Here is a 21,439-nt window from a genome sequence, read left to right as displayed (position 1 = left end):
CACCACCGCGACACAGGGGGACGAAGGCGATGACGGCCGAGCTGGTGCGGGGACAGAACCACCCGCTCTCCCAGTCCCGTCTGGAGATCAGGATCTCGGCCGGCACGCCGGTCGTGGCCGCGGCCGCGCTCGGCGACGAGAACGGCCGGATCCACGGAGTGGAGTGGGTGGCCCACCCGGGCGCGCCCACTCAGCCCGGCCTGGAGGTGTCGCGTCAGGCGGCCGCCGACCACCGTCTCGCGGTGGACCTGGACGCCATGACGGACGCGGTGCACCGTGTCAGCGTGCTGCTCGCCCTGCCCGCCCCGGGCGGCGGCCCGGGACCGGCCCGGTTCGGCGCCGTGGCGGCCCCCTTCGTCGCCGTCACCGGCCTGGACGGCGACGAGATCGCCAGCTACACCATCACCGGCCTGGAGACCGAGTCGGCCGTCGTCGCGCTGGAGCTCTACCGGCGGCAGGGCGCCTGGAAGGTGCGCGCCGTCGGCCAGGGCTACGCGGGCGGCCTGGCCGGCCTCCTCACCGACCAGGGCCTGCCCGAGGCCGTACCGCTCGCGGGCACCATCAACGAGGCGGTCGCGCGGGGTCTCGCCCGCTCCGTGCAGGCGCCCCCGCCCCGTCCGGCCGACGGTGACCGCTCCCGCCAGCCGGCCGCCCCCGCCCTCGGCCCCGACCAGGGCGGCACCGCACCGCAGGGCGCCTCCGGCCCCGTACCGCCGTCGTACGGAGGGCCGGGACAGACAGGACCGCAGCCGGCGTACGGCGGAGCCGGTGCCGCGGACCCGTCCGCCGCCACCGGCGGCCCGATCGACTACAGCCACCCCGGCCGGCGGAACTCCGCCCCGCCGCCGCCCCCGCCCACCGCGCCGCCGGCGCAGCCCGGACAGCCCGCGCAGCCCGTCGCGGGGGACGCGACCGGCTGGTCCATGGAGGAGCGGCTCTACAACCAGGTCTGGGGCATGTTCGAGGACCTGGCCCGCACCACCGCCGCCTACCGCAGCGCCGTCGACTTCGCCGAGTCCCGCATGGACAAGGAGCTGGAGCAGGCCCTGTCCGACCCGCGCAGCCGGATCGGCGGTCAGGGCGACGCCGCGCGCGAGGCCGCCCGGGCCCGGTACACCCACCTCGTCGACCAGGCGCGAGAGGCCCTCGACCGGGACCTCGTCCAGCTCATCGCCGAGGCCGACGTCGTCGAACCCGCGCTGCCCCCCGCCTTCGCCCGCTGGGACAACCCCGCCTGGCACGCCTACCGGGTGCCGATGGAGATACCCATGGCACTGCGCCTGGGCGACCTGCGGCTGCCCGAGGCCGACCGGATCCGCATCCCGATGCTGCTCCGGCTGCCACTGGAGCGCGGTCTGTGGATCGACAGCGGACGGGCCGACTCGGTCGACGGGTCGTTCACCGACTCCCACGACATGCGGCGCCTCGCCATGGAGACGGCGGTGGCGCACGCGGCCCGGCTGCTCGCCGTCTACCCGGCGGGCGAGTTCACCGTGCACGTCATCGACCCGGCCGGATCCGGGGCGCAGCCGCTGACACCGCTGACGCGGACCGGTGTGCTGGCGGCCCCGCCCGCCCAGGGTGCCGCGGGGGTGACGGACGTGCTGGGCCGGCTCACGCAGCGGGTCGACCTGGTGCAGATGGCGCTGCGCGGAGGTGCCCCGGACGCGCTGCCGCCCGGCTTCGACACCTCCCAGCAGCTGCTGATCGTCAACGACTTCCCGCACGGCTTCGACGACCGGGCCGTGAACCAGTTGCGCTACCTCGCCGACGAGGGCCCGGCCGTCGGGGTCCATCTGATGATGGTCGCCGACCGCGAGGAGTCCGCGGGCTACGGTCCGCTCCTCGACCCGCTGTGGCGTTCGCTGCTGCGACTGACCCCCGTGCCCGATGACCACCTGGCCGACCCGTGGGTCGGACACGCCTGGACGTACGAGCCGCCGCTCGTGCCGCCGGGCAGCCAGGTCCTCCACCAGGTGCTCACCCAGGTCGCGGCAGCCCGCCGCTCATGGGACAGGTGACGCCCCCGCACCTTTGACCAAGCGCACGCAAAGCCCCATCACCTGGGGTTTTGCCTCTCTCTTTACCTACCCCTTTACCAATCCTTGGTAGTTGGGTACTCTTGACCGCACGGAGGGGAGTACTCCCTGTCTGTGCGGCGACCCCGTCAATACGGATCAGGCCAGATCCCGGGGCGTCGGCCCGATGGACCGTCCGGACGCACTCAAGCGCCGGAGGCCCGGGTGGAAGAGACCTCCGGCAGCGACGACGCTGACATTTGCCCTGTGACGTATCTGCCGGAGGCGTAGTGGATGTTTCCCCGACCCTGTGGGTCCTGACGATCGTGGGCCTCAGTGTCCTCATCGCGGTCGACTTCTTCATCGGCCGCAAACCGCATGACGTATCCATCAAGGAAGCCGGAATCTGGACCGTCGTCTGGATCGTCCTGGCCGCGCTCTTCGGACTCGGCCTGCTGATCTGGGGCGGAGGACAGGCCGGAGGCGAGTTCTTCGCCGGCTTCATCACCGAGAAGTCGCTGAGCGTCGACAACCTCTTCGTCTTCGTCCTGATCATGGCGAAGTTCGCGGTGCCGTCGCAGTACCAGCAGCGGGTGCTCCTCGTCGGCGTCCTCATAGCCCTGGTGCTGCGCGCGATCTTCATCGCCGCCGGCGCCGCGATCCTCGCCAGCTTCTCGTGGGTGTTCTACATCTTCGGCGCCTTCCTGATCTGGACGGCCTGGAAGCTCATCCAGGAGGCCCGGGCCGACGAGGAGGACGAGGAGTACGAGGAGAACAAGCTGCTCAAGGCCGTCGAGCGCCGCTTCGGCGTGGCCGACCGGTACCACGGCACCAAGCTGTGGATCGAGCAGAACGGCAAGCGGGTCATGACCCCGATGCTCGTCGTCATGCTCGCCATCGGCACCACGGACGTCCTGTTCGCGCTCGACTCCATCCCCGCGATCTTCGGCCTGACCCAGGACCCGTACATCGTGTTCACGGCGAACGCGTTCGCGCTGATGGGCCTGAGGCAGCTGTACTTCCTCATCGGCGGCCTGCTGAAGAAGCTGGTCCACCTGTCCTACGGCCTGTCGATCATCCTCGGCTTCATCGGCGTGAAGCTGGTCCTGCACGCACTGCACGAGTCCGGGGTGCACGTTCCCGAGATCAGCATCCCGGTCTCGCTGGGCGTCATCTGCGCGGTCCTGGTCGTCACCACGATCACCAGCCTGCGGGCCTCCCGCAAGCAGGCGGAGGCCGAAGCGGCGGCGGGCCGGGGCGAGGATCCCGTGAAGAACAACATCGACGTCTGACCCTGTCGGACACCGGGACGCCGGTACCGGGAGCGGAGGCCGGCACATCGCCGACCACCGCTCCCGGTCCTGTTCGCTCCCACTCCGCGCCGCCCGTCGGTGCCGACCGAACACGACTCGTACGAGGAGGCCATGCGTGACCATGATGACCCCGAGACGATCAGGAACACGGAGCGGAGCGGTACACCGTGCGGCGGTGACACCCCCCGCGCCCCCCACGGTCGACCGGTGGTCGGAGGGCCGCGATGAGGTGCGCCGCCCGTTCACGTCTGCGACGATCGCCCCATGACCGCTCGGCTCAGGTCACTCGCGGCACAGTGGACGACCCTGGTTCCGGTGCTCGCCGTGGTTCTGCTGGCCCTGACCTGGGGACGCGAACTGCCCGGCTGGGTCGTCGCACTGGTGACCGCGGTTCTCGCGGGATCCGTGCTGGCGGCCGTGCACCACGCCGAGGTGGTCGCGCACCGGGTCGGTGAGCCCTTCGGCTCCCTGGTCCTCGCGGTCGCCGTCACCGTCATCGAGGTGGCGCTGATCGTCACACTGATGCTCGACGGCGGGGACAAGAGCGCGACCCTCGCCAGGGACACCGTGTTCGCGGCTGTGATGATCACCGTCAACGGCATCCTCGGTCTGAGTCTCCTGGTGGGCTCACTGCGCCACGGCACGGCCGTGTTCAACTCGGAAGGCACCGGCGCGGCCCTCGCCACGGTCGCGACGCTGGCGACCCTCAGCCTCGTGCTGCCGACGTTCACCACGAGCAAGCCGGGACCGGAGTTCTCCACGGTCCAGCTCACGTTCGCGGCGGTCTCCTCACTGATCCTCTACGCCTTGTTCGTGGCGACCCAGACCGTCAGACACCGTGACTACTTCCTGCCGATCGTCAAGCAGAGCGAAACGGCGGCCTCCGAGGAGGAGCACGCCGAGGCGCCCTCCACGCGCACCGCCCTGATCAGTCTCGGGCTGCTGGGCCTGGCCCTGATCGGAGTGGTCGGGCTGGCCAAAGGGGTCTCGCCCACGATCGAGTCCGGAGTGGAGGCGGCCGGGCTGCCCCCCTCCGTCGTCGGTGTGATCATCGCCCTGCTGGTGCTGCTCCCGGAGACCATCGCCGCGGTGCGCGCCTCGCGCCGCAACCAGGTGCAGACCAGCATGAACCTCGCTCTCGGCTCGGCGATGGCCAGCATCGGCCTGACCATCCCCGCCGTCGCGCTGGCCTCCCTCTGGCTCCCCGGCCCGCTCGTCCTCGGCCTCGGCAACACCCATATGGTGCTGCTCGCCCTGACCATGGTGGTGGGCGCGCTGACCGTGGTCCCCGGGCGGGCCACACCGCTCCAGGGCGGCGTGCACCTGGTGCTGCTCGCGGCCTATCTGGAACTGGCGCTCAACCCCTGACGGGAAGCGCGTCGCCCGGCGGCGTAGGCCGTGACCGTGCTCCCCGGAGCCCGTGGGCCGCCCGGAGACCTGGTTCTCCGGGCGGCCCACGAGCAGTGCCGAAAAGCGCCCCGGACGCGGCCACGCGGTCGCCCGGTGCGGGCCGGGGCCGGGCTCAACGGCCGTGCGGCGCAGCGTGATAAACCGGGTCCGAGCAGCGGTTCCGGCGAGGACCGCCCCACCCCGACGGACCGGAGGAACCGTGCCCCGCAATCTGGCCAACGCCCCCATCATGATCCTCAACGGCCCCAACCTGAACCTGCTGGGACAGCGCCAGCCGGAGATCTACGGCTCCGACACGCTGGCCGACGTGGAGGCGATGTGCGCCGAGGCGGCGGCCGCACGGGGCGGCACGGTGGATCTGCGCCAGTCCAACCACGAGGGCCAGTTGGTGGACTGGATCCACGAGGCACGGTCGAACCACTGCGGGATCGTCATCAACCCCGGTGCCTACTCCCACACCTCCGTCGCCGTCCTGGACGCCCTCAACGCCTGCGACGGTCTGCCCGTGATGGAGGTCCACATCTCCAACATCCACCGGCGCGAGTCCTTCCGGCACCACTCCTACGTCTCCCTGCGCGCCGACGGGGTCATCGCGGGATGCGGGGTGCAGGGGTACGTGTTCGCGGTGGAGCGGATCGCCGCGCTGGCCGGCCCCGGAGTGGCGGAGGCGTAAGCCGCGTCTCACCAGCCCCGCGCGCGCCACTCCGGCAGGTGCGGGCGCTCCGCGCCCAGGGTGGTGTCGTCGCCGTGCCCGGGATAGACCCAGGTCTCGTCCGGGAGGACATCGAAGATCTTGGTCTCGACATCATGGATCAGACTGGCGAACGCCTTCGGGTCCTTGTGGGTGTTGCCCACACCGCCCGGAAACAGGCAGTCCCCGGTGAACACATGCGGATGCCCGTGGGGATCGTCGTAGACCAGGGCGATCGAGCCGGGTGTGTGGCCGACCAGACGGCGGGCGGTGAGTTCCACCCGGCCCACGCGGATGGTGTCGCCGTCGTCGACCGGCACGTCGGTCGGCACGGGGATGCCCTCGGCGTCCTCCCGGCCCGCGTGGGTGCGGGCGCCGGTGGCGGCGACGACCTCGGCGAGCGCCTGCCAGTGGTCGCCGTGCCGGTGGGTGGTGACGACGGACGCGATGCCGTCGTCACCGATCGTCCCCAGCAGGGCCCTCGCGTCGTTGGCCGCGTCGATCAGCAACTGCTCGTCGGTGGCCCGGCAACGCAGCAGATAGGCGTTGTTGTCCATGGGGCCGACCGCGACCTTGGTGATCATCAGGTCCTTGAGTTCGTGCACGTCGGCTGGGCCGCCGACCGTCACCCGACCGCTGTACGTCATGACCGCCAGCCTATAGCGGGAACCCGCGCGGGACAGGTGCTACAGCGGGGGAAGTGACGGGAGGTCGCCGCCCTTGACCGTCAGGGCGGCGCCGTCCCGGCGGCCGGCCAGCCAGCCGAGCAGGTCGGCGGCCGTCCCCTCGACCGCGACCGGGCCGCCGTCCGCCCCGCCGCCGGTCGTCCAGGTCCGGCCGTCCACGGTGGCCAGGGTGGTCGGCGGCACGTCCCGGTGGCCGGCGAACCGCGCCGCGAGGAAGTCGATCTCCCGCTCCGTGAAATCCGCCGGAAGGTCCTCCAGCTCGTAGCCGATCCCGAGGTCCACGTGGTGCAGCTCCACCTCGATCCACCGCCGGAACGGCACCCGTTCCGCCCGGTCCGTGACCCCGTTGCGCAGCTCCACCGTGCGCGACCGGTCCGCCGGGGCCGCGCCCGCCGCGCGGAAGCGCTCCCCGCTCTCCCGCAGGTCGGCGAGGTGTACGTCGAGGGTGCGCGGCGCGTCCCGCTCGATGTCGGCGTCCCGGGCCTCGCCGGAGACGTACATGGGGCGGCCCTCGAGGACGTTCACCAGGGCGTCCGCGTTGCGGGCCAGGTGGGCCAGCACATGACCGCGGGTCCAGCCGGGCAGCCGTGACGACTGGGTCACAGCCGCGTTGTCCAGTGCGGCGACCGCGGTGAGCAGCCGATCGGTCGCTGCTTGTACAGACGCCAGGTCATCAGCGTGATCAATCATGGTGCCGACCCTAGCCCCGTCACACCATCGGGTGAAGGTGGTGAAGCCGCGCCCTGAATCGAATGTACGTGCTATATGGTCGTGTTCGGCGTCGGGCATGCTGGAGAGCCGGGGTTTGTTGACAACCCGTGAATCCGAACCGGCGTTGTCAGTGGCTCCCCCTAGTCTGAGAAAGACGGGGGCCCCGCCCCTGTCACTTCTCTCAAGAAAGGTGCGGACCGGCGTGGCCGACCGTCTCATCGTCCGTGGAGCGCGCGAGCACAACCTCAAGAATGTCTCGCTCGATCTCCCGCGCGACTCGCTCATCGTCTTCACGGGCCTGTCGGGGTCGGGCAAGTCCTCGCTGGCCTTCGACACGATCTTCGCCGAGGGACAGCGGCGCTACGTGGAGTCCCTCTCCTCGTACGCCCGGCAGTTCCTCGGCCAGATGGACAAGCCGGACGTCGACTTCATCGAGGGTCTGTCCCCGGCGGTCTCCATCGACCAGAAGTCGACCTCCCGCAACCCGCGCTCCACGGTCGGCACCATCACCGAGGTCTACGACTACCTGCGCCTGCTCTTCGCGCGCATCGGCAAGCCGCACTGCCCCGAGTGCGGCCGCCCGATCGCACGCCAGTCGCCGCAGGCCATCGTCGACAAGGTCCTGGAGCTGCCCGAGGGCAGCCGCTTCCAGGTGCTCTCCCCACTGGTGCGCGAGCGCAAGGGCGAGTTCGTCGACCTGTTCGCCGACCTCCAGACCAAGGGCTACTCCCGCGCCCGGGTGGACGGCGAGACGATCCAGCTCTCCACCCCGCCCACGCTGAAGAAGCAGGAGAAGCACACCATCGAGGTGGTCGTCGACCGCCTCACCGTCAAGGACAGCGCCAAGCGCCGCCTCACCGACTCCGTCGAGACCGCCCTCGGGCTGTCCGGCGGCATGGTCGTGCTCGACTTCGTCGACCTCCCCGAGGACGACCCCGAGCGCGAGCGCATGTACTCCGAGCACCTGTACTGCGCGTACGACGACCTGTCCTTCGAGGAGCTGGAGCCCCGCTCCTTCTCCTTCAACTCGCCCTTCGGCGCCTGCCCCGAGTGCACCGGCATCGGCACGCGCATGGAGGTCGACCCCGAGCTGATCGTCCCCGACCCGGACAAGAGCCTCGACGAGGGCGCCATCCACCCGTGGTCGCACGGCCACACCAAGGACTACTTCGGCCGCCTGATCGGCGCCCTCGCGGACGCTCTGGGCTTCCGCACCGACATCCCGTTCGCCGGCCTGCCGCAGCGCGCCAAGAAGGCCCTGCTGCACGGCCACAAGACCCAGGTCGAGGTCCGCTACCGCAACCGCTACGGCCGCGAGCGCCGGTACACCACGGCCTTCGAGGGTGCCGTCCCCTTCGTCAAGCGCCGGCACAGCGAGGCCGAGAGCGACGCCAGCCGTGAGCGCTTCGAGGGCTACATGCGCGAGGTGCCCTGCCCCGCCTGCGAGGGCACCCGGCTCAAGCCGGTCGTCCTCGCCGTCACGGTCATGGGCAAGTCCATCGCCGAGGTCTCCGGGATGTCCATCAGCGACTGCGCGGACTTCCTGGGCGAACTGAAGCTCACCTCCCGCGACAAGAAGATCGCCGAGCGCGTCCTCAAGGAGGTCAACGAGCGGCTGCGGTTCCTGGTCGACGTCGGCCTGGACTACCTCTCGCTCAACCGCGCGGCGGGCACCCTCTCCGGCGGCGAGGCCCAGCGCATCCGCCTGGCCACCCAGATCGGCTCCGGACTCGTCGGCGTGCTCTACGTCCTCGACGAGCCCTCCATCGGCCTGCACCAGCGCGACAACCACCGGCTGATCGAGACCCTGGTCCGGCTGCGCGACATGGGCAACACGCTCATCGTCGTGGAGCACGACGAGGACACCATCAAGGTCGCCGACTGGATCGTCGACATCGGCCCCGGCGCCGGCGAGCACGGCGGCAAGGTCGTGCACAGCGGCTCCCTCAAGGAGCTGCTCGCCAACGCCGAGTCGCAAACCGGCCAGTACCTGTCCGGCAAGAAGGCCATCCCGCTGCCCGGCCTCCGCCGCCCGCACGACCCCTCGCGCCGGCTCACGGTGCACGGCGCCCGCGAGAACAACCTGCGGGACATCGACGTGTCCTTCCCGCTGGGCGTTTTCACCGCGGTCACCGGTGTGTCCGGCTCCGGCAAGTCCACGCTGGTCAACGACATCCTGTACACCCACCTCGCCCGCGAGCTGAACGGCGCGCGCAGCGTTCCCGGCCGGCACACGCGCGTGGACGGCGACGACCTCGTCGACAAGGTCGTCCACGTCGACCAGTCGCCCATCGGCCGCACCCCGCGCTCCAACCCGGCGACGTACACCGGCGTTTTCGACCATGTCCGCAAGCTGTTCGCCGAGACCACCGAGGCGAAGGTCCGCGGCTACATGCCGGGCCGCTTCTCCTTCAACGTCAAGGGCGGCCGCTGCGAGAACTGCGCGGGCGACGGCACGATCAAGATCGAGATGAACTTCCTCCCGGACGTGTACGTCCCGTGCGAGGTCTGCCACGGCGCCCGCTACAACCGGGAGACCCTGGAGGTCCACTACAAGGGCAAGTCCATCGCCGACGTCCTGAACATGCCGATCGAAGAGGCCATGCACTTCTTCGAGGCGGTCCCGGCCATCTCCCGCCACCTGCGGACGCTCAACGACGTCGGTCTCGGCTACGTCCGCCTCGGCCAGTCCGCGACCACCCTGTCCGGCGGTGAGGCGCAGCGCGTGAAGCTCGCCAGCGAGCTGCAGAAGCGCTCCACCGGCCGCACGGTCTACGTCCTGGACGAGCCGACCACCGGTCTGCACTTCGAGGACATCAGCAAGCTGCTGACGGTCCTGTCCGGCCTGGTCGAGAAGGGCAACACGGTCATCGTCATCGAGCACAACCTCGACGTGATCAAGACCGCCGACTGGGTCATCGACATGGGGCCCGAGGGCGGTTCCGGCGGCGGCCTGGTGGTCGCGGAGGGCACCCCGGAGCAGGTCGCCGGCGTCCCGGCCAGCCACACGGGCAAGTTCCTGCGCGACGTTCTGGGGGCGGAGCGGATCAGCGACGCCGCGCAGGCCCCGGCCCCGCGCAAGGCGGCGAAGAAGACGGTCGCGGCCAAGGCCGGCACCAGGAGGACGGCCACCAGGACGATCGACGGTACGGCCCCCGCGAAGACGCCCGCCAAGAAGACGGCCACCAAGGCCGCCGCGAAGAGGACGACGCGGGCGCCCAAGGCCTGACCGGCCCGCACCCGTACGCGCCGTGCCGCACGGAACCCCGTGCGGCACGGCGCGTACGCGCGTCAGACGGCCTTCGGCTCCAGCGGCTCCAGTTCATGGGCGTACGGCGGCTCCGCGCCCGCGCGTGAGCAGGTGACCGCCGCCGCACGCGCCGCGAAGCCGAGCAGGTCCGTCCAGCCCTCGCCGCCCAGCGCGGCCACCCCCGCGTCACTGAGCGCGTCCCGCACCGCCAGGCCGTGCAGCAGCGCCGCGTTCACCGTGTCACCGGCGCCGATCGTGTCCACCACCTCGACCCGCTCACCCGGCATGGCGTACTCGCCGCCGTCGCGGGTGAACACGGTCAGCCCGTCCCCGCCCCGGGTGACCACGACCGCCGCCGGACCGGCCGCCAGCCACTCCTTCGGGGACCCGCCGAGCCACTCGGCGTCCTCCGCGGACAGCTTCAGCAGCGACACCGACGGCAGCCAGCTCTGGAACCGGGCCCGGTAGGCGTCGGCGTCGGGGATGAGACCCGCCCGGATGTTGGGGTCCAGCGCCGTGAAGACGCCCTGCGCGCGGGCGGCGCGCATCAGCTCCTCGTACGCGCTCGCACCCGGTTCCAGCACGAGGGAGCAGGTCCCGAAGGACACCGCGCGGGTGCCGGCCGGCAAGGCGCCGGGGGCCGTGAACAGGCGGTCCGCGGTCCCCTCCACATAGAAGGTGTACGCCGCCGAGCCGTCCGTGCCGACCGTGGCGACGGCCAGCGTCGTCGGCTCGTCGCCGCGCTGCACCGACGACACGTCCACACCGGTCTCCCGCAGCCGGTCCAGCAGCGCCGTACCGAAGGCGTCGCGCGACACCCGGGAGCAGAACGCGGTGGGGGAGCCGAGGCGGCCCAGCGCCACCGCCGTGTTGAACGGGCCGCCGCCGAGCGCCGGCGTCAGCGGCGCGAGCGCGCCCGCGCCGCGCGGTACCAGATCGATCAGTGCCTCACCGGTCACGACGATCACGAGGGGTTCCCTTCTCCGAAGGTCTCCGAAGGACCGGGCTTCACGACCTGCCGGCTCCGTACAGCCGCGCACCACGTGCCGCCTCTCGGGTGGGGACCGTATCCCATTCGCCGGACGTGCGTAAACGCCTGCCGGGCCGCCTCGCGACAGCCCCCGCCCACAGTCGGAACGATCACTCCCGGTATCGTCCCCGATGTCCACCCGCGCACCGTCGTCCCACTCGTGGAGCCCTCATGCCCGCCCGCCGCCCCGCCGCGACCCGCCGCACCGTCCTGCGCGGCGCGGCCCTGACCCCCGTGGCCGGACTGGGCCTCACCGCGTGCGGAGGCACCGAGGAGGGCGCCGCCCCGCTGACCGGCCCCGTCGAGCTGGGCCCCGAGAGCGAGGTCACCGAGGACGGCGCGAAGCTGTACCGGGACCACAACGTCGTGGTCAGCCGGAGCGGGGACGGCACCCTCAAGGCGTACGACACCGTCTGCACCCACGCGGGATGCCCCATCAACAAACTCGAGGGCACGAAGCTGATCTGCCCCTGTCACGGCAGCGAGTTCGACGCCACCACCGGCAAGGTGCTGCGCGAGCCGGCCGTGGCACCCCTGAAGACGCTGGCCGTCGAGGTGAGGAACGGCACGCTGGTCGTCAGGCCGCAGACCTGACCGGGGTCACTCCCAGTCCCAGGCGATCCCCACGTGACCCGACCGCACGCGCGGTTCCACCAGGTGCACCGAGCGGTGCCGCCCGCTGAGCACCAGCTCCTGGTGGCCGCCGCGCGGTGCCGCCGCCGAGTGCTGGGTGAACCGGTGGCAGCGCACCGGGAGCGTCCCGGAGCCGAAGCTCACCTGGAGCGCGTACTGGCCGCCCGGGGGTTCCGCCCCGCGCACGTACTCGCGCGAGACGCCCGCCGTGCCGTCCTCGACGGCGTAGCGGAAGAGGAAGGTGTCACCGGCCCGCAGCCGGGTGTCGAAGAGCAGCTCGGCCGCGAGCACCCCGGTGTCGTGGTGCCGGAGCACGTGTCCGGTACGGCAGTTCTCCAGCGCCCGCACGGTCATCCGCTCCGGCACGGCCCCGGGATCGCCGTGGTGGACGGCCACATAGCGGTCGACGCCGTCCCGGTGGGCGCGCACGATGTGGTGCGACTCGCGCTCCGCCAGTTCGCGGCGCGCCCCGATCCGTATCCGTTCGTGGTGCCCCAGGGTGTGCAGCCCGCCGTCGCGCGGGGCGCCGGATTCGGCCAGCAGCCGTTCCCGTACGCCCGAGGCCTCGACCAGGGAGCGGTAGGACCGCCGGGGGGAGTGGCGGTCCGCCGTGTGCTCGTCCGGCTCGGCGAGGAGCCGGATCAGTGACTCCTCCGGCAGTTGCAGGATCTCCTCCAGCGCCCGTACGGCGCGCAGCGACTCCGGGCGCTGCGGGCGGCGGGCGCCCTGCTGCCAGTAGCTCAGACTGGTGACGCCGACCTTCACGCCGTGGCGCGACAGATGGTGCTGCACCCGCTGCAACGGCAGCCCCCGCGCGGCGATCGCCGCGCGCAGGGCGACGTGGAAGGGGCCGCCTCGCAGGGCCGAGTCCAGTTCCGCGGTGACGGGGTCCGCGTGCGGTGTGGCGTGCGGCATGCAGGGGCCTTTCTGTGAAGTCCGCGACGGCTGGTCGGGCCGTCGCGCGGGCACCCCGGAACCGTCCCCCGCCGGCGCGGCGGAGTCTTCACATCCGTACGCCGCCGTTCAGGGCCCGGAGTTCCCCCGCATTGAAGCGTGTTGACCAAGTCCCGACAACACCTGACGCCCGACAGCGGCCCACGACGGCGGCACGCGCCCTCCCTACGACGCGCCGGCCCCGTCTCCGCCCGCCGGCCGCGCCCGCAGGCGCTTCGCGCGCACGATGTCGGGATCGCGGGGGTCGAGGGAGTCGGCGAGGCCGGACGCCTCGTCCGCGTACCGGCGGGTCCGGGCCGGCCGTCGTGGTTTCTCGATCCGCGTCTGTCGCATCCGACCAGCCCTCCGACTCGTGACCGCCCTCGTGGCCGTCCGCCGATCATCCGAGGGACGGAACCCCCACCTTCCCGCTTCCCGCACGCCGTAACCCATCCGGACCCGGCCGGGCCCCGCCGTCCACAGGCCCGCCGCGGTGTCGGTCCCCGCCAGTAGGGTGTGAGACATGGCCGACCCCTCCAGCTACCGCCCCAAACCGGGTGAGATCCCCGACTCGCCGGGGGTCTACCGGTTCCGCGACGAGCACCGCCGGGTGATCTACGTCGGAAAGGCGAAGAGCCTGCGCCAGCGCCTGGCGAACTACTTCCAGGACCTGGCCGGGCTGCACCCGCGCACCCGCTCCATGGTCACCACGGCCGCGTCCGTGGAGTGGACGGTGGTGTCCACGGAGGTCGAGGCGCTCCAGCTGGAGTACTCCTGGATCAAGGAGTACGACCCCCGGTTCAACGTCAAGTACCGCGACGACAAGAGCTACCCGTACCTCGCGGTGACGATGAACGAGGAGTTCCCGCGCGTCCAGGTGATGCGCGGTCACAAGAAGAAGGGCGTACGGTACTTCGGTCCGTACACGCACGCGTGGGCGATCCGCGACACCGTGGACCTGCTGCTGCGCGTCTTCCCGGTACGCACCTGCTCGGCCGGGGTCTTCAAGAACGCCGCCCGCACCGGCCGCCCCTGTCTGCTCGGCTACATCGACAAGTGCTCGGCGCCGTGCGTGGACCGCATCTCCGCCGAGGACCACCGCGCGCTGGCCGAGGAGTTCTCCGACTTCATGGCCGGCCGCACGGGCGCCTACCTGCGCCGTCTGGAGCGGCGGATGGCGGAGGCGGCCGAGGAGATGGAGTACGAGCGGGCCGCGCGCCTGCGCGACGACATCGGGGCGTTGAAGAAGGCCATGGAGAAGAGCGCGGTCGTGCTCGCCGACGCGACCGACGCCGACCTGATCGCGGTCGCCGAGGACGAGCTGGAGGCGGCCGTCCAGATCTTCCACGTGCGCGGCGGGCGCGTGCGCGGCCAGCGCGGCTGGGTCACCGACAAGGTCGAGGAGATCACCACCGGCGCCCTCGTCGAGCACGCGCTGCAGCAGCTCTACGGCGAGGAGACCGGTGACGCGGTCCCCCGGGAGGTCCTGGTCCCCGCCCTGCCCGACCCGGTGGAGCCGGTCCAGCAGTGGCTGACGGAGCGGCGCGGCTCCGGCGTGTCCCTGCGCATCCCGCAGCGCGGCGACAAGAGGGCCCTGATGGAGACCGTGGAGCGCAACGCCCAGCAGGCGCTCGTGCTGCACAAGACCAAGCGCGCCTCCGACCTGACCACGCGCTCGCGCGCACTGGAGGAGATCACCGACGCCCTGGAGCTGGACAGCGCCCCGCTCAGGATCGAGTGCTACGACATCTCGCACCTCCAGGGCGACGACGTGGTGGCCTCCATGGTCGTCTTCGAGGACGGACTGGCCCGCAAGAGCGAGTACCGCCGCTTCCAGGTCAAGGGCTTCGCCGGTCAGGACGACGTCCGCTCCATGCACGAGGTGATCACCCGCCGCTTCCGGCGCTACCTCGCGGAGAAGGAGCGCACGGGGGAGTGGACCGACGGCGAGGACCCCGGCGCCGAAGGGCCCTCCGGCGGCCTCGCCGAGCCGCCCGGGAACACCCTCACGGAGGACGACGGCCGCCCCAGACGCTTCGCCTACCCGCCGCAGCTCGTCGTCGTCGACGGCGGCGCGCCGCAGGTCGCGGCGGCCCAGCGGGCGCTGGACGAGCTGGGCATCGACGACATCGCCGTGTGCGGCCTCGCCAAGCGGCTGGAGGAGGTCTGGCTGCCGGGCGAGACCGACCCGGTGGTGCTGCCGCGCACCAGCGAGGGCCTCTACCTGCTCCAGCGGGTCCGCGACGAGGCCCACCGGTTCGCGATCACCTACCAGCGCACCAAGCGGGCCAAGCGCTTCCGCGCCGGCCCGCTGGACGACGTGGCCGGCCTCGGCGAGACCCGCAAGCAGGCGCTGATCAAGCACTTCGGTTCGGTGAAGAGGCTGCGGTCGGCGACAATCGACCAGATCTGCGAGGTTCCGGGCATAGGCCGCAAGACGGCCGAGACGATTCTCGCGGCCCTCGCCCAGGCGGCACCCGCCGCCCCCGCCGTGAACACGGCGACGGGCGAGATCATGGATGACACGGAAGAACCCGGGCAGGCGACGGGTTCTTCCGGGGAGCCCGTCACCACGGGCGCCCCGGACGAACGACGGGGGCAGGAGCGATGACCGAGCACGAGACGGGACCCGCGCGGGACCGGACACCGCAGGAGGCGGGCGGGGGCGGCACCGACCGGACCGCCCGCCAGGACGACGGAGCACAGGTGAGTACGGGCAAGGAAAAGGCCGGGGTGCCCGAGGTGGCCATCCCCGAGCTGGTGATCATCTCCGGCATGTCCGGGGCCGGCCGCTCGACGGCCGCGAAGTGTCTGGAGGACCTCGGCTGGTTCGTCGTGGACAACCTGCCGCCCGCGCTGATCCCCACCATGGTGGAGCTCGGCGCGCGCTCCCAGGGCAACGTGGCACGGATCGCGGTCGTCGTCGACGTCCGCGGCCGGCGCTTCTTCGACAACCTCCGCGAGTCCCTCGCCGACCTCGACGGGCGGGGCGTCACCCGGCGGACCGTATTCCTGGAGTCCTCCGACGACGCCCTGGTGCGCCGCTTCGAGTCGGTGCGCCGCCCGCACCCCCTGCAGGGCGACGGCCGTATCGTCGACGGCATCGCGGCCGAACGGGAGCTGCTGCGCGAGCTGCGCGGCGACGCCGACCTGGTGATCGACACCTCCAGCCTCAACGTGCACGAGCTGCGCGCCAAGATGGACGCCCAGTTCGCCGGCGAGGAGGAGCCCGAGCTGCGGGCCACCGTCATGTCCTTCGGCTTCAAGTACGGCCTCCCGGTCGACGCCGACCTGGTCGTGGACATGCGGTTCCTGCCCAACCCGCACTGGGTCCCCGAGCTGCGCCCGTACACCGGCCTCAACGAGGAGGTGGCGTCGTACGTCTTCAACCAGCCCGGAGCCAAGGAGTTCCTCGACCGGTACGCGGAGATGCTGCGGCTGGTCGCCGCGGGCTACCGTCGTGAGGGCAAGCGCTATGTGACCATCGCGGTCGGCTGCACCGGTGGCAAGCACCGCTCGGTCGCCATGTCGGAGAAGCTCGCCGCCCGGCTCGTCGCCGAGGGCGTGGAGACGGTGGTGGTCCACCGGGACATGGGACGGGAATGACACCACGTACTCCGCGGCTGAGCCGGCTGCGCCGAGCGGTCCCTGAGGGGCGCGCGAGCCGGCCGGCCGAGACCCGTGGCGCGAGACCGCGCCGCCGGGGCACCCAGCCCAAGGTCGTCGCCCTCGGCGGCGGCATGGGTCTGTCCGCCTCGCTCGCCGCGCTGCGCCGGATCACCGGCGACCTCACCGCCGTCGTCACCGTGGCCGACGACGGCGGCTCCAGCGGGCGCCTGCGCGACGAACTGGGCGTGCTGCCGCCCGGCGACCTGCGCAAGGCCCTGGCCGCGCTGTGCGGCGACGACGACTGGGGCCAGACCTGGGCCCGCGTCATCCAGCACCGCTTCCAGTCCCAGGGCGACCTGCACGAGCACGCGGTCGGCAATCTGCTGATCGTCGCCCTGTGGGAGCAGCTCGGCGACCACGTCCAGGCCCTCGACCTGGTGGGCCGGCTGCTCGGCGCGCACGGGCGGGTGCTGCCCATGTCCGCCGTGCCGCTGGAGCTCCAGGCCCTGGTCAAGGGCCACGACCCCGAGCGGCCCGACGAGATCGGCACCGTCCGCGGCCAGGCCACCGTCGCCCTCACCCCGGGCGAGGTGCAGTCCGTGCACCTCGTGCCGAACGACCCGCCCGCCGTCCCCGAGGCGGTCGCGGCGGTCCTCGACGCCGACTGGGTGGTGCTCGGCCCCGGCTCCTGGTTCTCCTCGGTCATCCCGCACCTGCTCGTGCCGGAACTGCTGGACGCCCTCATCGAGACCAAGGCGCGCCGGGTACTCTCCCTTAACCTCGCGCCGCAGCCAGGAGAAACCGAGGGCTTCTCCCCGCAGCGTCATTTGGAGGTTTTGGGACGACACGCCCCTAAACTCGCCCTGGACGTGGTGCTGGCCGACGAGGCCGCCGTGCCCGACCGCGACTCCCTGACCGATGCCGCCGAGCGGTTCGGCGCCGCGGTCGAGCTGGCCCCGGTGGCCAGGCCCGACGGAAGCCCCCGGCACGACCCGGAGCTGTTGGCCGCCGCGTACGACCGTATTTTTCGGATGCATGGAAGGATCGGCCCATGGCGATGACGGCAGCGGTGAAGGACGAGATCTCCCGGCTCCCCGTCACCCGGACCTGCTGCAGGAAGGCGGAGGTCTCCGCCGTTCTGCGGTTCGCCGGCGGCCTCCACCTGGTGAGCGGGCGCATCGTGATCGAGGCGGAGCTGGACACCGCGATGGCGGCCCGCCGCCTCAAGCGGGACATCCTGGAGATCTTCGGCCACAGTTCCGAACTGATCGTGATGGCCCCGGGCGGACTGCGCCGCGGCTCGCGTTACGTCGTCCGGGTGGTGGCCGGCGGCGACCAGCTCGCCCGCCAGACCGGCCTGGTGGACGGCCGCGGCCGGCCGATCCGCGGCCTGCCCCCCCAGGTGGTCTCCGGCGCCACCTGTGACGCCGAGGCGGCCTGGCGCGGCGCCTTCCTGGCCCACGGCTCCCTCACCGAGCCCGGCCGCTCCTCCTCCCTGGAGGTGACCTGCCCCGGCCCCGAGGCCGCGCTCGCGCTGGTCGGTGCCGCCCGCAGGCTGTCGATCGCCGCCAAGGCGCGCGAGGTGCGCGGCGTGGACCGGGTCGTGGTCCGCGACGGCGACGCGATCGGCGCGCTGCTCACCCGGCTCGGCGCGCACGAGTCGGTGCTGGCCTGGGAGGAGCGCCGGATGCGCCGCGAGGTGCGCGCCACGGCGAACCGGCTGGCCAACTTCGACGACGCCAACCTCCGCCGCTCCGCCCGCGCGGCCGTCGCCGCCGGCGCCCGCGTCCAGCGCGCCCTGGAGATCCTCGCCGACGACGTCCCCGAGCACCTCGCCGCGGCCGGCCGGCTGCGCATGGAGCACAAGCAGGCCTCCCTGGAGGAACTGGGCGCGCTCGCCGACCCGCCGCTCACCAAGGACGCCGTGGCCGGCCGTATCCGCCGGCTGCTGGCGATGGCCGACAAGCGCGCCGCCGACCTCGGCATCCCGGGCACGGAGGCCAACCTCGGCGAGGAGCTGGACGACAAACTCATGGTCTGATCCGCCGTCAGAGGACCGGCGTCGGCGCCCACTCGGGTGACCGGCGCCGGTTTTCGCGTGTCGTGGCGGCGCCCTTGACTCGATCATGTTGTGTCATGAGCCTGGCATCTGTTCGCCACTGTGGCGGACCACTTCGAGGGGGGCTCATGAGACACAGAGCGAGATCGATCCTCGCTGTCGGCACGCTCCTGATCGGCGGAGCGAGCTTGGCGCCCATCGCCCAGGCACAGCCCGGAAACCCCGCGGCCTCCGGCACCGACGAGGTCAAGGTCTTCCGCGCCGACGTCACCAAGCGGCAGGTGTCCCTGCTGCTCGCGGCGGGGCAGGACGGTCACGAACTCGGTGAGCGGGTGCCCGACAAGGGCACGGCCACCGTGGAGGTCTACCTCACCGAGGGGCAGGCCGAAAAGCTGGAGGAACAGGGCGTCGACCTCACCGAGCACGTGCTCTCCGCCCGCGCGGAGACCCGCGTCGAGGACGCCGCCGAGGGCGTGTTCCGCCCCTACAGCGGAGCGGGCGGTCTGCGGGAGGAGATCCTGCGCACCGCGCGGGAGAACCCCGACCTCACCAAGGTCGTCTCCATCGGCAAGACGGTCAGGGGCCAGGACATCCTCGCCCTGAAGCTCACCAAGAAGGCCAGGAAGACCGAGGACGGCTCCAAGCCCTCGGTCCTCTACATGTCCAACCAGCACGCGCGCGAGTGGATCACGCCGGAGATGACCCGGCGGCTGATGCACCACTACCTGGACTCGTACCGCACGGACAAGCGGATCAAGAAGATCGTGGACACCACGGAACTGTGGTTCGTCCTCTCCGCCAACCCCGACGGCTACGACTACACCTTCGCCGACGACGACAACCGCCTCTGGCGCAAGAACCTGCGGGACGTCAACGGCGACGGTGTCATCGGCACCGGCGACGGCGTCGACCTCAACCGCAACTTCCCCTACAAGTGGGGCTACGACGACGAGGGCTCGTCCCCCAACCCCACCAGCCAGACCTACCGCGGCGCGGGTCCGGGCTCCGAGCCCGAGACCAAGGCCATCGACGCCTTCGAGAAGCGCATCGGCTTCACCTACGGCATCAACTACCACTCCGCGGCCGAACTCCTCCTCTACGGGGTCGGCTGGCAGGTGGCCACGCCGACCCCCGACGACGTCCTCTACGAGGCCCTCGCCGGCACGCCCGACAACTCCGCGATCCCCGGCTACCACCCGCAGCTCTCCTCCGAGCTGTACACCACCAACGGTGAGGCCGACGGCCACGCGGCCAACGTCAACGGCATGGCGATGTTCACCCCCGAGATGTCGACCTGCCAGACCGTCTCCGAAGCCGACCCCGACGACGAGTGGAACGCGAGCGACTGCCGGTCGGGCTTCAACTTCCCCGACGACGAGAGGCTGATCCAGCAGGAGTTCGCCAAGAACATCCCGTTCGCGCTCTCCGTCGCCGAGACCGCCGCCCACCCCGACCGGCCGTCCTCCTCGGTCGGCCTGGAGGCCGCGGACTTCACCCCGGCGGCCTTCGGCACGTCGTACGCGCGCGGCGCCGACCAGGAGGTCTCCGTCGTCGTCCGCAAGGCCGTACGCGACAAGGAGCTCAAGTACCGCGTCAACGGCGGCCGTACGCACGACGTGGACCTCAGGCCATGGAAGGGCGGGGAGCGGTACGGCGGTGAGGACAACCTCCACTTCGACGAGTACCGGGCCGAGGTGAGGCACGCGGACCCGGGCGACGAGGTCGAGGTGTGGTTCACCGGCGAGGCCCGCGGGGGCCGGAACGTCTCCAGCGAGCACTTCACCTACACCGTCGCCGAACGGCCCCGCGCGGACGTCCTCGTCGTCTCCGAGGAGGGCGCGAAGGCCACCCAGACCCAGAAGTACGTCGACGCGCTGAAGGCCAACGGCCGCCGCGCGGCGGTCTGGGACGTCGCCGAGCAGGGCGCCCCGGACGCGCTCGGCGTGCTGAGCCACTTCGACACGGTCGTCCACCACACCGGCGCCGCCACCCCGGGCATCGCCACCCAGCTCCAGCTGCGGGCCTTCCTCAACGAGGGCGGTCGGCTGGTCGAGGCGGGCGAGCAGGCCGGCGGCAGCGTCGACCTCGGCGGCGGCACGCTGTCCGACGACTTCGGCCAGTACTACCTGGGCGCCTACTCCCGCACCTCCACCCCGGGGGCCACGGCGTTCACCGGCTCCGGCGGCCTGGGCGGCTTCACCGGCCCGCTCGGCGACGCGCCCGGCAACCCGCTGGACAAGGCCGGCACCTACGGCGTCACCTCCGACGAACTGCCCGCCGACACCTACCCGCAGTTCGCGAGCGCGGGTGCCGGAGAGTTCCCCGGCACGGTCAACCCGTACGGGCCCTACGCCGGCTCCTCCATGGCCGCCGCCGTGCACACCGACGACGGCTACAAGCGCCTCACCCGCACCGTCGACCTCACCGGCACCGCCGCGGCCGACAGGCCCACCCTGCGCACCCAGCTCCTGTGGGACACCGAGCCGGGCTACGACCACGTCATCGTCGAGGCGCACACCGCCGGCGCCGACGACTGGACCACCCTGCCCGAGGCAGGCGGCGCGACCCGCACCACCGTGCCGGCCGAGTGCGCGGCCGGGTTCTACGTGGGCGAGCACCCCTGGCTGGAGCACTACCTGACGCTGGGCGACGACGGCTGCGCCGCGACCGGCACCACCGGCTCCTGGAACAGCCTCACCGGCTCCTCCGGCGGCTGGCGGCAGGTGGAGTTCGACCTGAGTGCCTACGCCGGGAAGACGGTCGAGGTCTCCCTCGCCTACGTCACCGACCCGGGCAGCGGCGGCCACGGCGTCCTCGCGGACGAGGCCGCGCTCGTGACCGGCGGCACCGCGGCCGGCACCGAGGGCTTCGAGAGCTCGCTCGGCGCCTGGACGGTCTCCGGACCGCCCGCGGGCAGCCCGGCCGTCCTGAAGGACTGGACGCGCACCGGAGCGCTGTTCCGGACCTACGGAGCGGTCACCACCGGCGACACCGTGCTGCTGGGCTTCGGCCTGGAGCACCTCACCTCCGCGGCCGACCGGACCGCGCTGCTGAGGAAGGCGCTGGCCGCCCTGGACGGGTGACACCTCACGTCAA

General features: G+C 71.9%; 16 protein-coding genes. 11 read left to right on the top strand and 5 right to left on the bottom strand.

The features are described 5' to 3' along the window. The first annotated feature begins 29 nt into the window (after positions 1-29). From ACF1DX_RS23395 to aroQ, 4 genes are all read left to right on the top strand, one after another. The gene (locus ACF1DX_RS23395; RefSeq protein ID WP_391793070.1) at positions 30-2,021 is read left to right on the top strand and encodes a TerD family protein; all 1,992 of its coding nucleotides are present in this window, start codon (positions 30-32) and stop codon (positions 2,019-2,021) included. Between the two features lie 287 nt (positions 2,022-2,308). Beyond that, on the top strand, positions 2,309-3,310 hold the full coding sequence (locus ACF1DX_RS23390; RefSeq protein WP_391793069.1) for a TerC/Alx family metal homeostasis membrane protein: 1,002 nt from the start codon (positions 2,309-2,311) through the stop codon (positions 3,308-3,310). A gap of 285 nt (positions 3,311-3,595) precedes the next feature. Next, on the top strand, positions 3,596-4,699 hold the full coding sequence (locus ACF1DX_RS23385) for a calcium:proton antiporter (protein ID WP_391793068.1): 1,104 nt from the start codon (positions 3,596-3,598) through the stop codon (positions 4,697-4,699). A gap of 241 nt (positions 4,700-4,940) precedes the next feature. Further along, complete coding sequence (gene aroQ / locus ACF1DX_RS23380; protein WP_391793067.1) at positions 4,941-5,414, top strand: type II 3-dehydroquinate dehydratase; 474 nt, start codon at positions 4,941-4,943, stop codon at positions 5,412-5,414. An 8-nt stretch (positions 5,415-5,422) separates the two neighbouring features. Here the strand turns inward: aroQ and ACF1DX_RS23375 are convergent, their stop codons facing one another. Both ACF1DX_RS23375 and ACF1DX_RS23370 read right to left on the bottom strand, forming a co-directional pair. After that, positions 5,423-6,079, bottom strand: a complete 657-nt coding sequence (locus ACF1DX_RS23375; protein WP_391793066.1) for an MBL fold metallo-hydrolase — start codon at positions 6,077-6,079, stop codon at positions 5,423-5,425. A 39-nt stretch (positions 6,080-6,118) separates the two neighbouring features. Next, a complete protein-coding gene (locus tag ACF1DX_RS23370; protein ID WP_391793065.1) occupies positions 6,119-6,808 on the bottom strand; it encodes a maleylpyruvate isomerase family mycothiol-dependent enzyme in 690 nt (229 codons plus the stop codon). Positions 6,809-7,031: 223 nt separating this feature from the next. Here ACF1DX_RS23370 and uvrA point away from each other — a divergent pair, with 223 nt between their 5' ends. Continuing rightward, complete coding sequence (gene uvrA / locus ACF1DX_RS23365) at positions 7,032-10,058, top strand: excinuclease ABC subunit UvrA (RefSeq protein WP_391793064.1); 3,027 nt, start codon at positions 7,032-7,034, stop codon at positions 10,056-10,058. A 62-nt stretch (positions 10,059-10,120) separates the two neighbouring features. Here the strand turns inward: uvrA and ACF1DX_RS23360 are convergent, their stop codons facing one another. After that, the gene (locus tag ACF1DX_RS23360; RefSeq protein ID WP_391793063.1) at positions 10,121-11,047 is read right to left on the bottom strand and encodes a carbohydrate kinase; all 927 of its coding nucleotides are present in this window, start codon (positions 11,045-11,047) and stop codon (positions 10,121-10,123) included. Between the two features lie 233 nt (positions 11,048-11,280). Between ACF1DX_RS23360 and ACF1DX_RS23355 the strand changes: the two genes are divergently transcribed. Then, positions 11,281-11,703: a Rieske (2Fe-2S) protein gene (locus tag ACF1DX_RS23355; RefSeq protein WP_391793062.1), complete on the top strand. Its 423-nt coding sequence runs from the start codon at positions 11,281-11,283 to the stop codon at positions 11,701-11,703. Between the two features lie 6 nt (positions 11,704-11,709). On the opposite strand, the gene ACF1DX_RS23350 is transcribed toward ACF1DX_RS23355, so the two are convergent. Together ACF1DX_RS23350 and ACF1DX_RS23345 are read right to left on the bottom strand one after the other, a co-directional pair. After that, a complete protein-coding gene (locus tag ACF1DX_RS23350) occupies positions 11,710-12,657 on the bottom strand; it encodes a hypothetical protein (protein WP_391793061.1) in 948 nt (315 codons plus the stop codon). Between the two features lie 204 nt (positions 12,658-12,861). Further along, positions 12,862-13,029, bottom strand: coding sequence for a hypothetical protein (locus tag ACF1DX_RS23345; RefSeq protein WP_391793060.1), 168 nt, complete (start codon positions 13,027-13,029; stop codon positions 12,862-12,864). Between the two features lie 169 nt (positions 13,030-13,198). Between ACF1DX_RS23345 and uvrC the strand changes: the two genes are divergently transcribed. From uvrC to ACF1DX_RS23320, 5 genes are all read left to right on the top strand, one after another. Then, positions 13,199-15,286, top strand: coding sequence for an excinuclease ABC subunit UvrC (gene uvrC, locus ACF1DX_RS23340; protein ID WP_391793059.1), 2,088 nt, complete (start codon positions 13,199-13,201; stop codon positions 15,284-15,286). After that, the gene (gene rapZ / locus ACF1DX_RS23335) at positions 15,283-16,281 is read left to right on the top strand and encodes an RNase adapter RapZ (protein WP_391793058.1); all 999 of its coding nucleotides are present in this window, start codon (positions 15,283-15,285) and stop codon (positions 16,279-16,281) included. Before uvrC ends, rapZ begins: the two co-directional genes overlap by 4 nt. Further along, positions 16,278-17,345: a uridine diphosphate-N-acetylglucosamine-binding protein YvcK gene (yvcK, locus tag ACF1DX_RS23330; RefSeq protein WP_030858710.1), complete on the top strand. Its 1,068-nt coding sequence runs from the start codon at positions 16,278-16,280 to the stop codon at positions 17,343-17,345. Before rapZ ends, yvcK begins: the two co-directional genes overlap by 4 nt. Then, positions 17,336-18,325, top strand: a complete 990-nt coding sequence (gene whiA, locus ACF1DX_RS23325; protein ID WP_030858707.1) for a DNA-binding protein WhiA — start codon at positions 17,336-17,338, stop codon at positions 18,323-18,325. Before yvcK ends, whiA begins: the two co-directional genes overlap by 10 nt. A gap of 146 nt (positions 18,326-18,471) precedes the next feature. Continuing rightward, entirely contained in the window at positions 18,472-21,426 is a 2,955-nt protein-coding gene (locus ACF1DX_RS23320) for a M14 family zinc carboxypeptidase (protein ID WP_391793057.1), read from the top strand. Positions 21,427-21,439 lie beyond the last annotated feature (13 nt).

It is taken from the genome of Streptomyces sp. NPDC014676, from assembly GCF_043084105.1.
GTDB lineage: Bacteria > Actinomycetota > Actinomycetes > Streptomycetales > Streptomycetaceae > Streptomyces.
The sequence above is the reverse complement of the archived record's forward strand: the minus strand, read 5'-3'. Positions and strand labels throughout refer to the sequence as shown.

Excerpts from the sequence above, each read along its gene's own strand:
- uvrC (WP_391793059.1), top strand. The coding sequence starts at position 13,199 with ATGGCCGACCCCTCCAGCTACCGCCCCAAACCGGGTGAGATCCCCGAC.
- ACF1DX_RS23355 (WP_391793062.1), top strand. The coding sequence starts at position 11,281 with ATGCCCGCCCGCCGCCCCGCCGCGACCCGCCGCACCGTCCTGCGCGGC.
- whiA (WP_030858707.1), top strand. The coding sequence starts at position 17,336 with ATGGCGATGACGGCAGCGGTGAAGGACGAGATCTCCCGGCTCCCCGTC.
- ACF1DX_RS23350 (WP_391793061.1), bottom strand. The coding sequence starts at position 12,657 with ATGCCGCACGCCACACCGCACGCGGACCCCGTCACCGCGGAACTGGAC.
- rapZ (WP_391793058.1), top strand. The coding sequence starts at position 15,283 with ATGACCGAGCACGAGACGGGACCCGCGCGGGACCGGACACCGCAGGAG.
- ACF1DX_RS23375 (WP_391793066.1), bottom strand. The coding sequence starts at position 6,079 with ATGACGTACAGCGGTCGGGTGACGGTCGGCGGCCCAGCCGACGTGCAC.
- yvcK (WP_030858710.1), top strand. The coding sequence starts at position 16,278 with ATGACACCACGTACTCCGCGGCTGAGCCGGCTGCGCCGAGCGGTCCCT.
- ACF1DX_RS23395 (WP_391793070.1), top strand. The coding sequence starts at position 30 with ATGACGGCCGAGCTGGTGCGGGGACAGAACCACCCGCTCTCCCAGTCC.
- ACF1DX_RS23320 (WP_391793057.1), top strand. The coding sequence starts at position 18,472 with ATGAGACACAGAGCGAGATCGATCCTCGCTGTCGGCACGCTCCTGATC.
- ACF1DX_RS23345 (WP_391793060.1), bottom strand. The coding sequence starts at position 13,029 with ATGCGACAGACGCGGATCGAGAAACCACGACGGCCGGCCCGGACCCGC.
- ACF1DX_RS23385 (WP_391793068.1), top strand. The coding sequence starts at position 3,596 with ATGACCGCTCGGCTCAGGTCACTCGCGGCACAGTGGACGACCCTGGTT.
- ACF1DX_RS23370 (WP_391793065.1), bottom strand. The coding sequence starts at position 6,808 with ATGATTGATCACGCTGATGACCTGGCGTCTGTACAAGCAGCGACCGAT.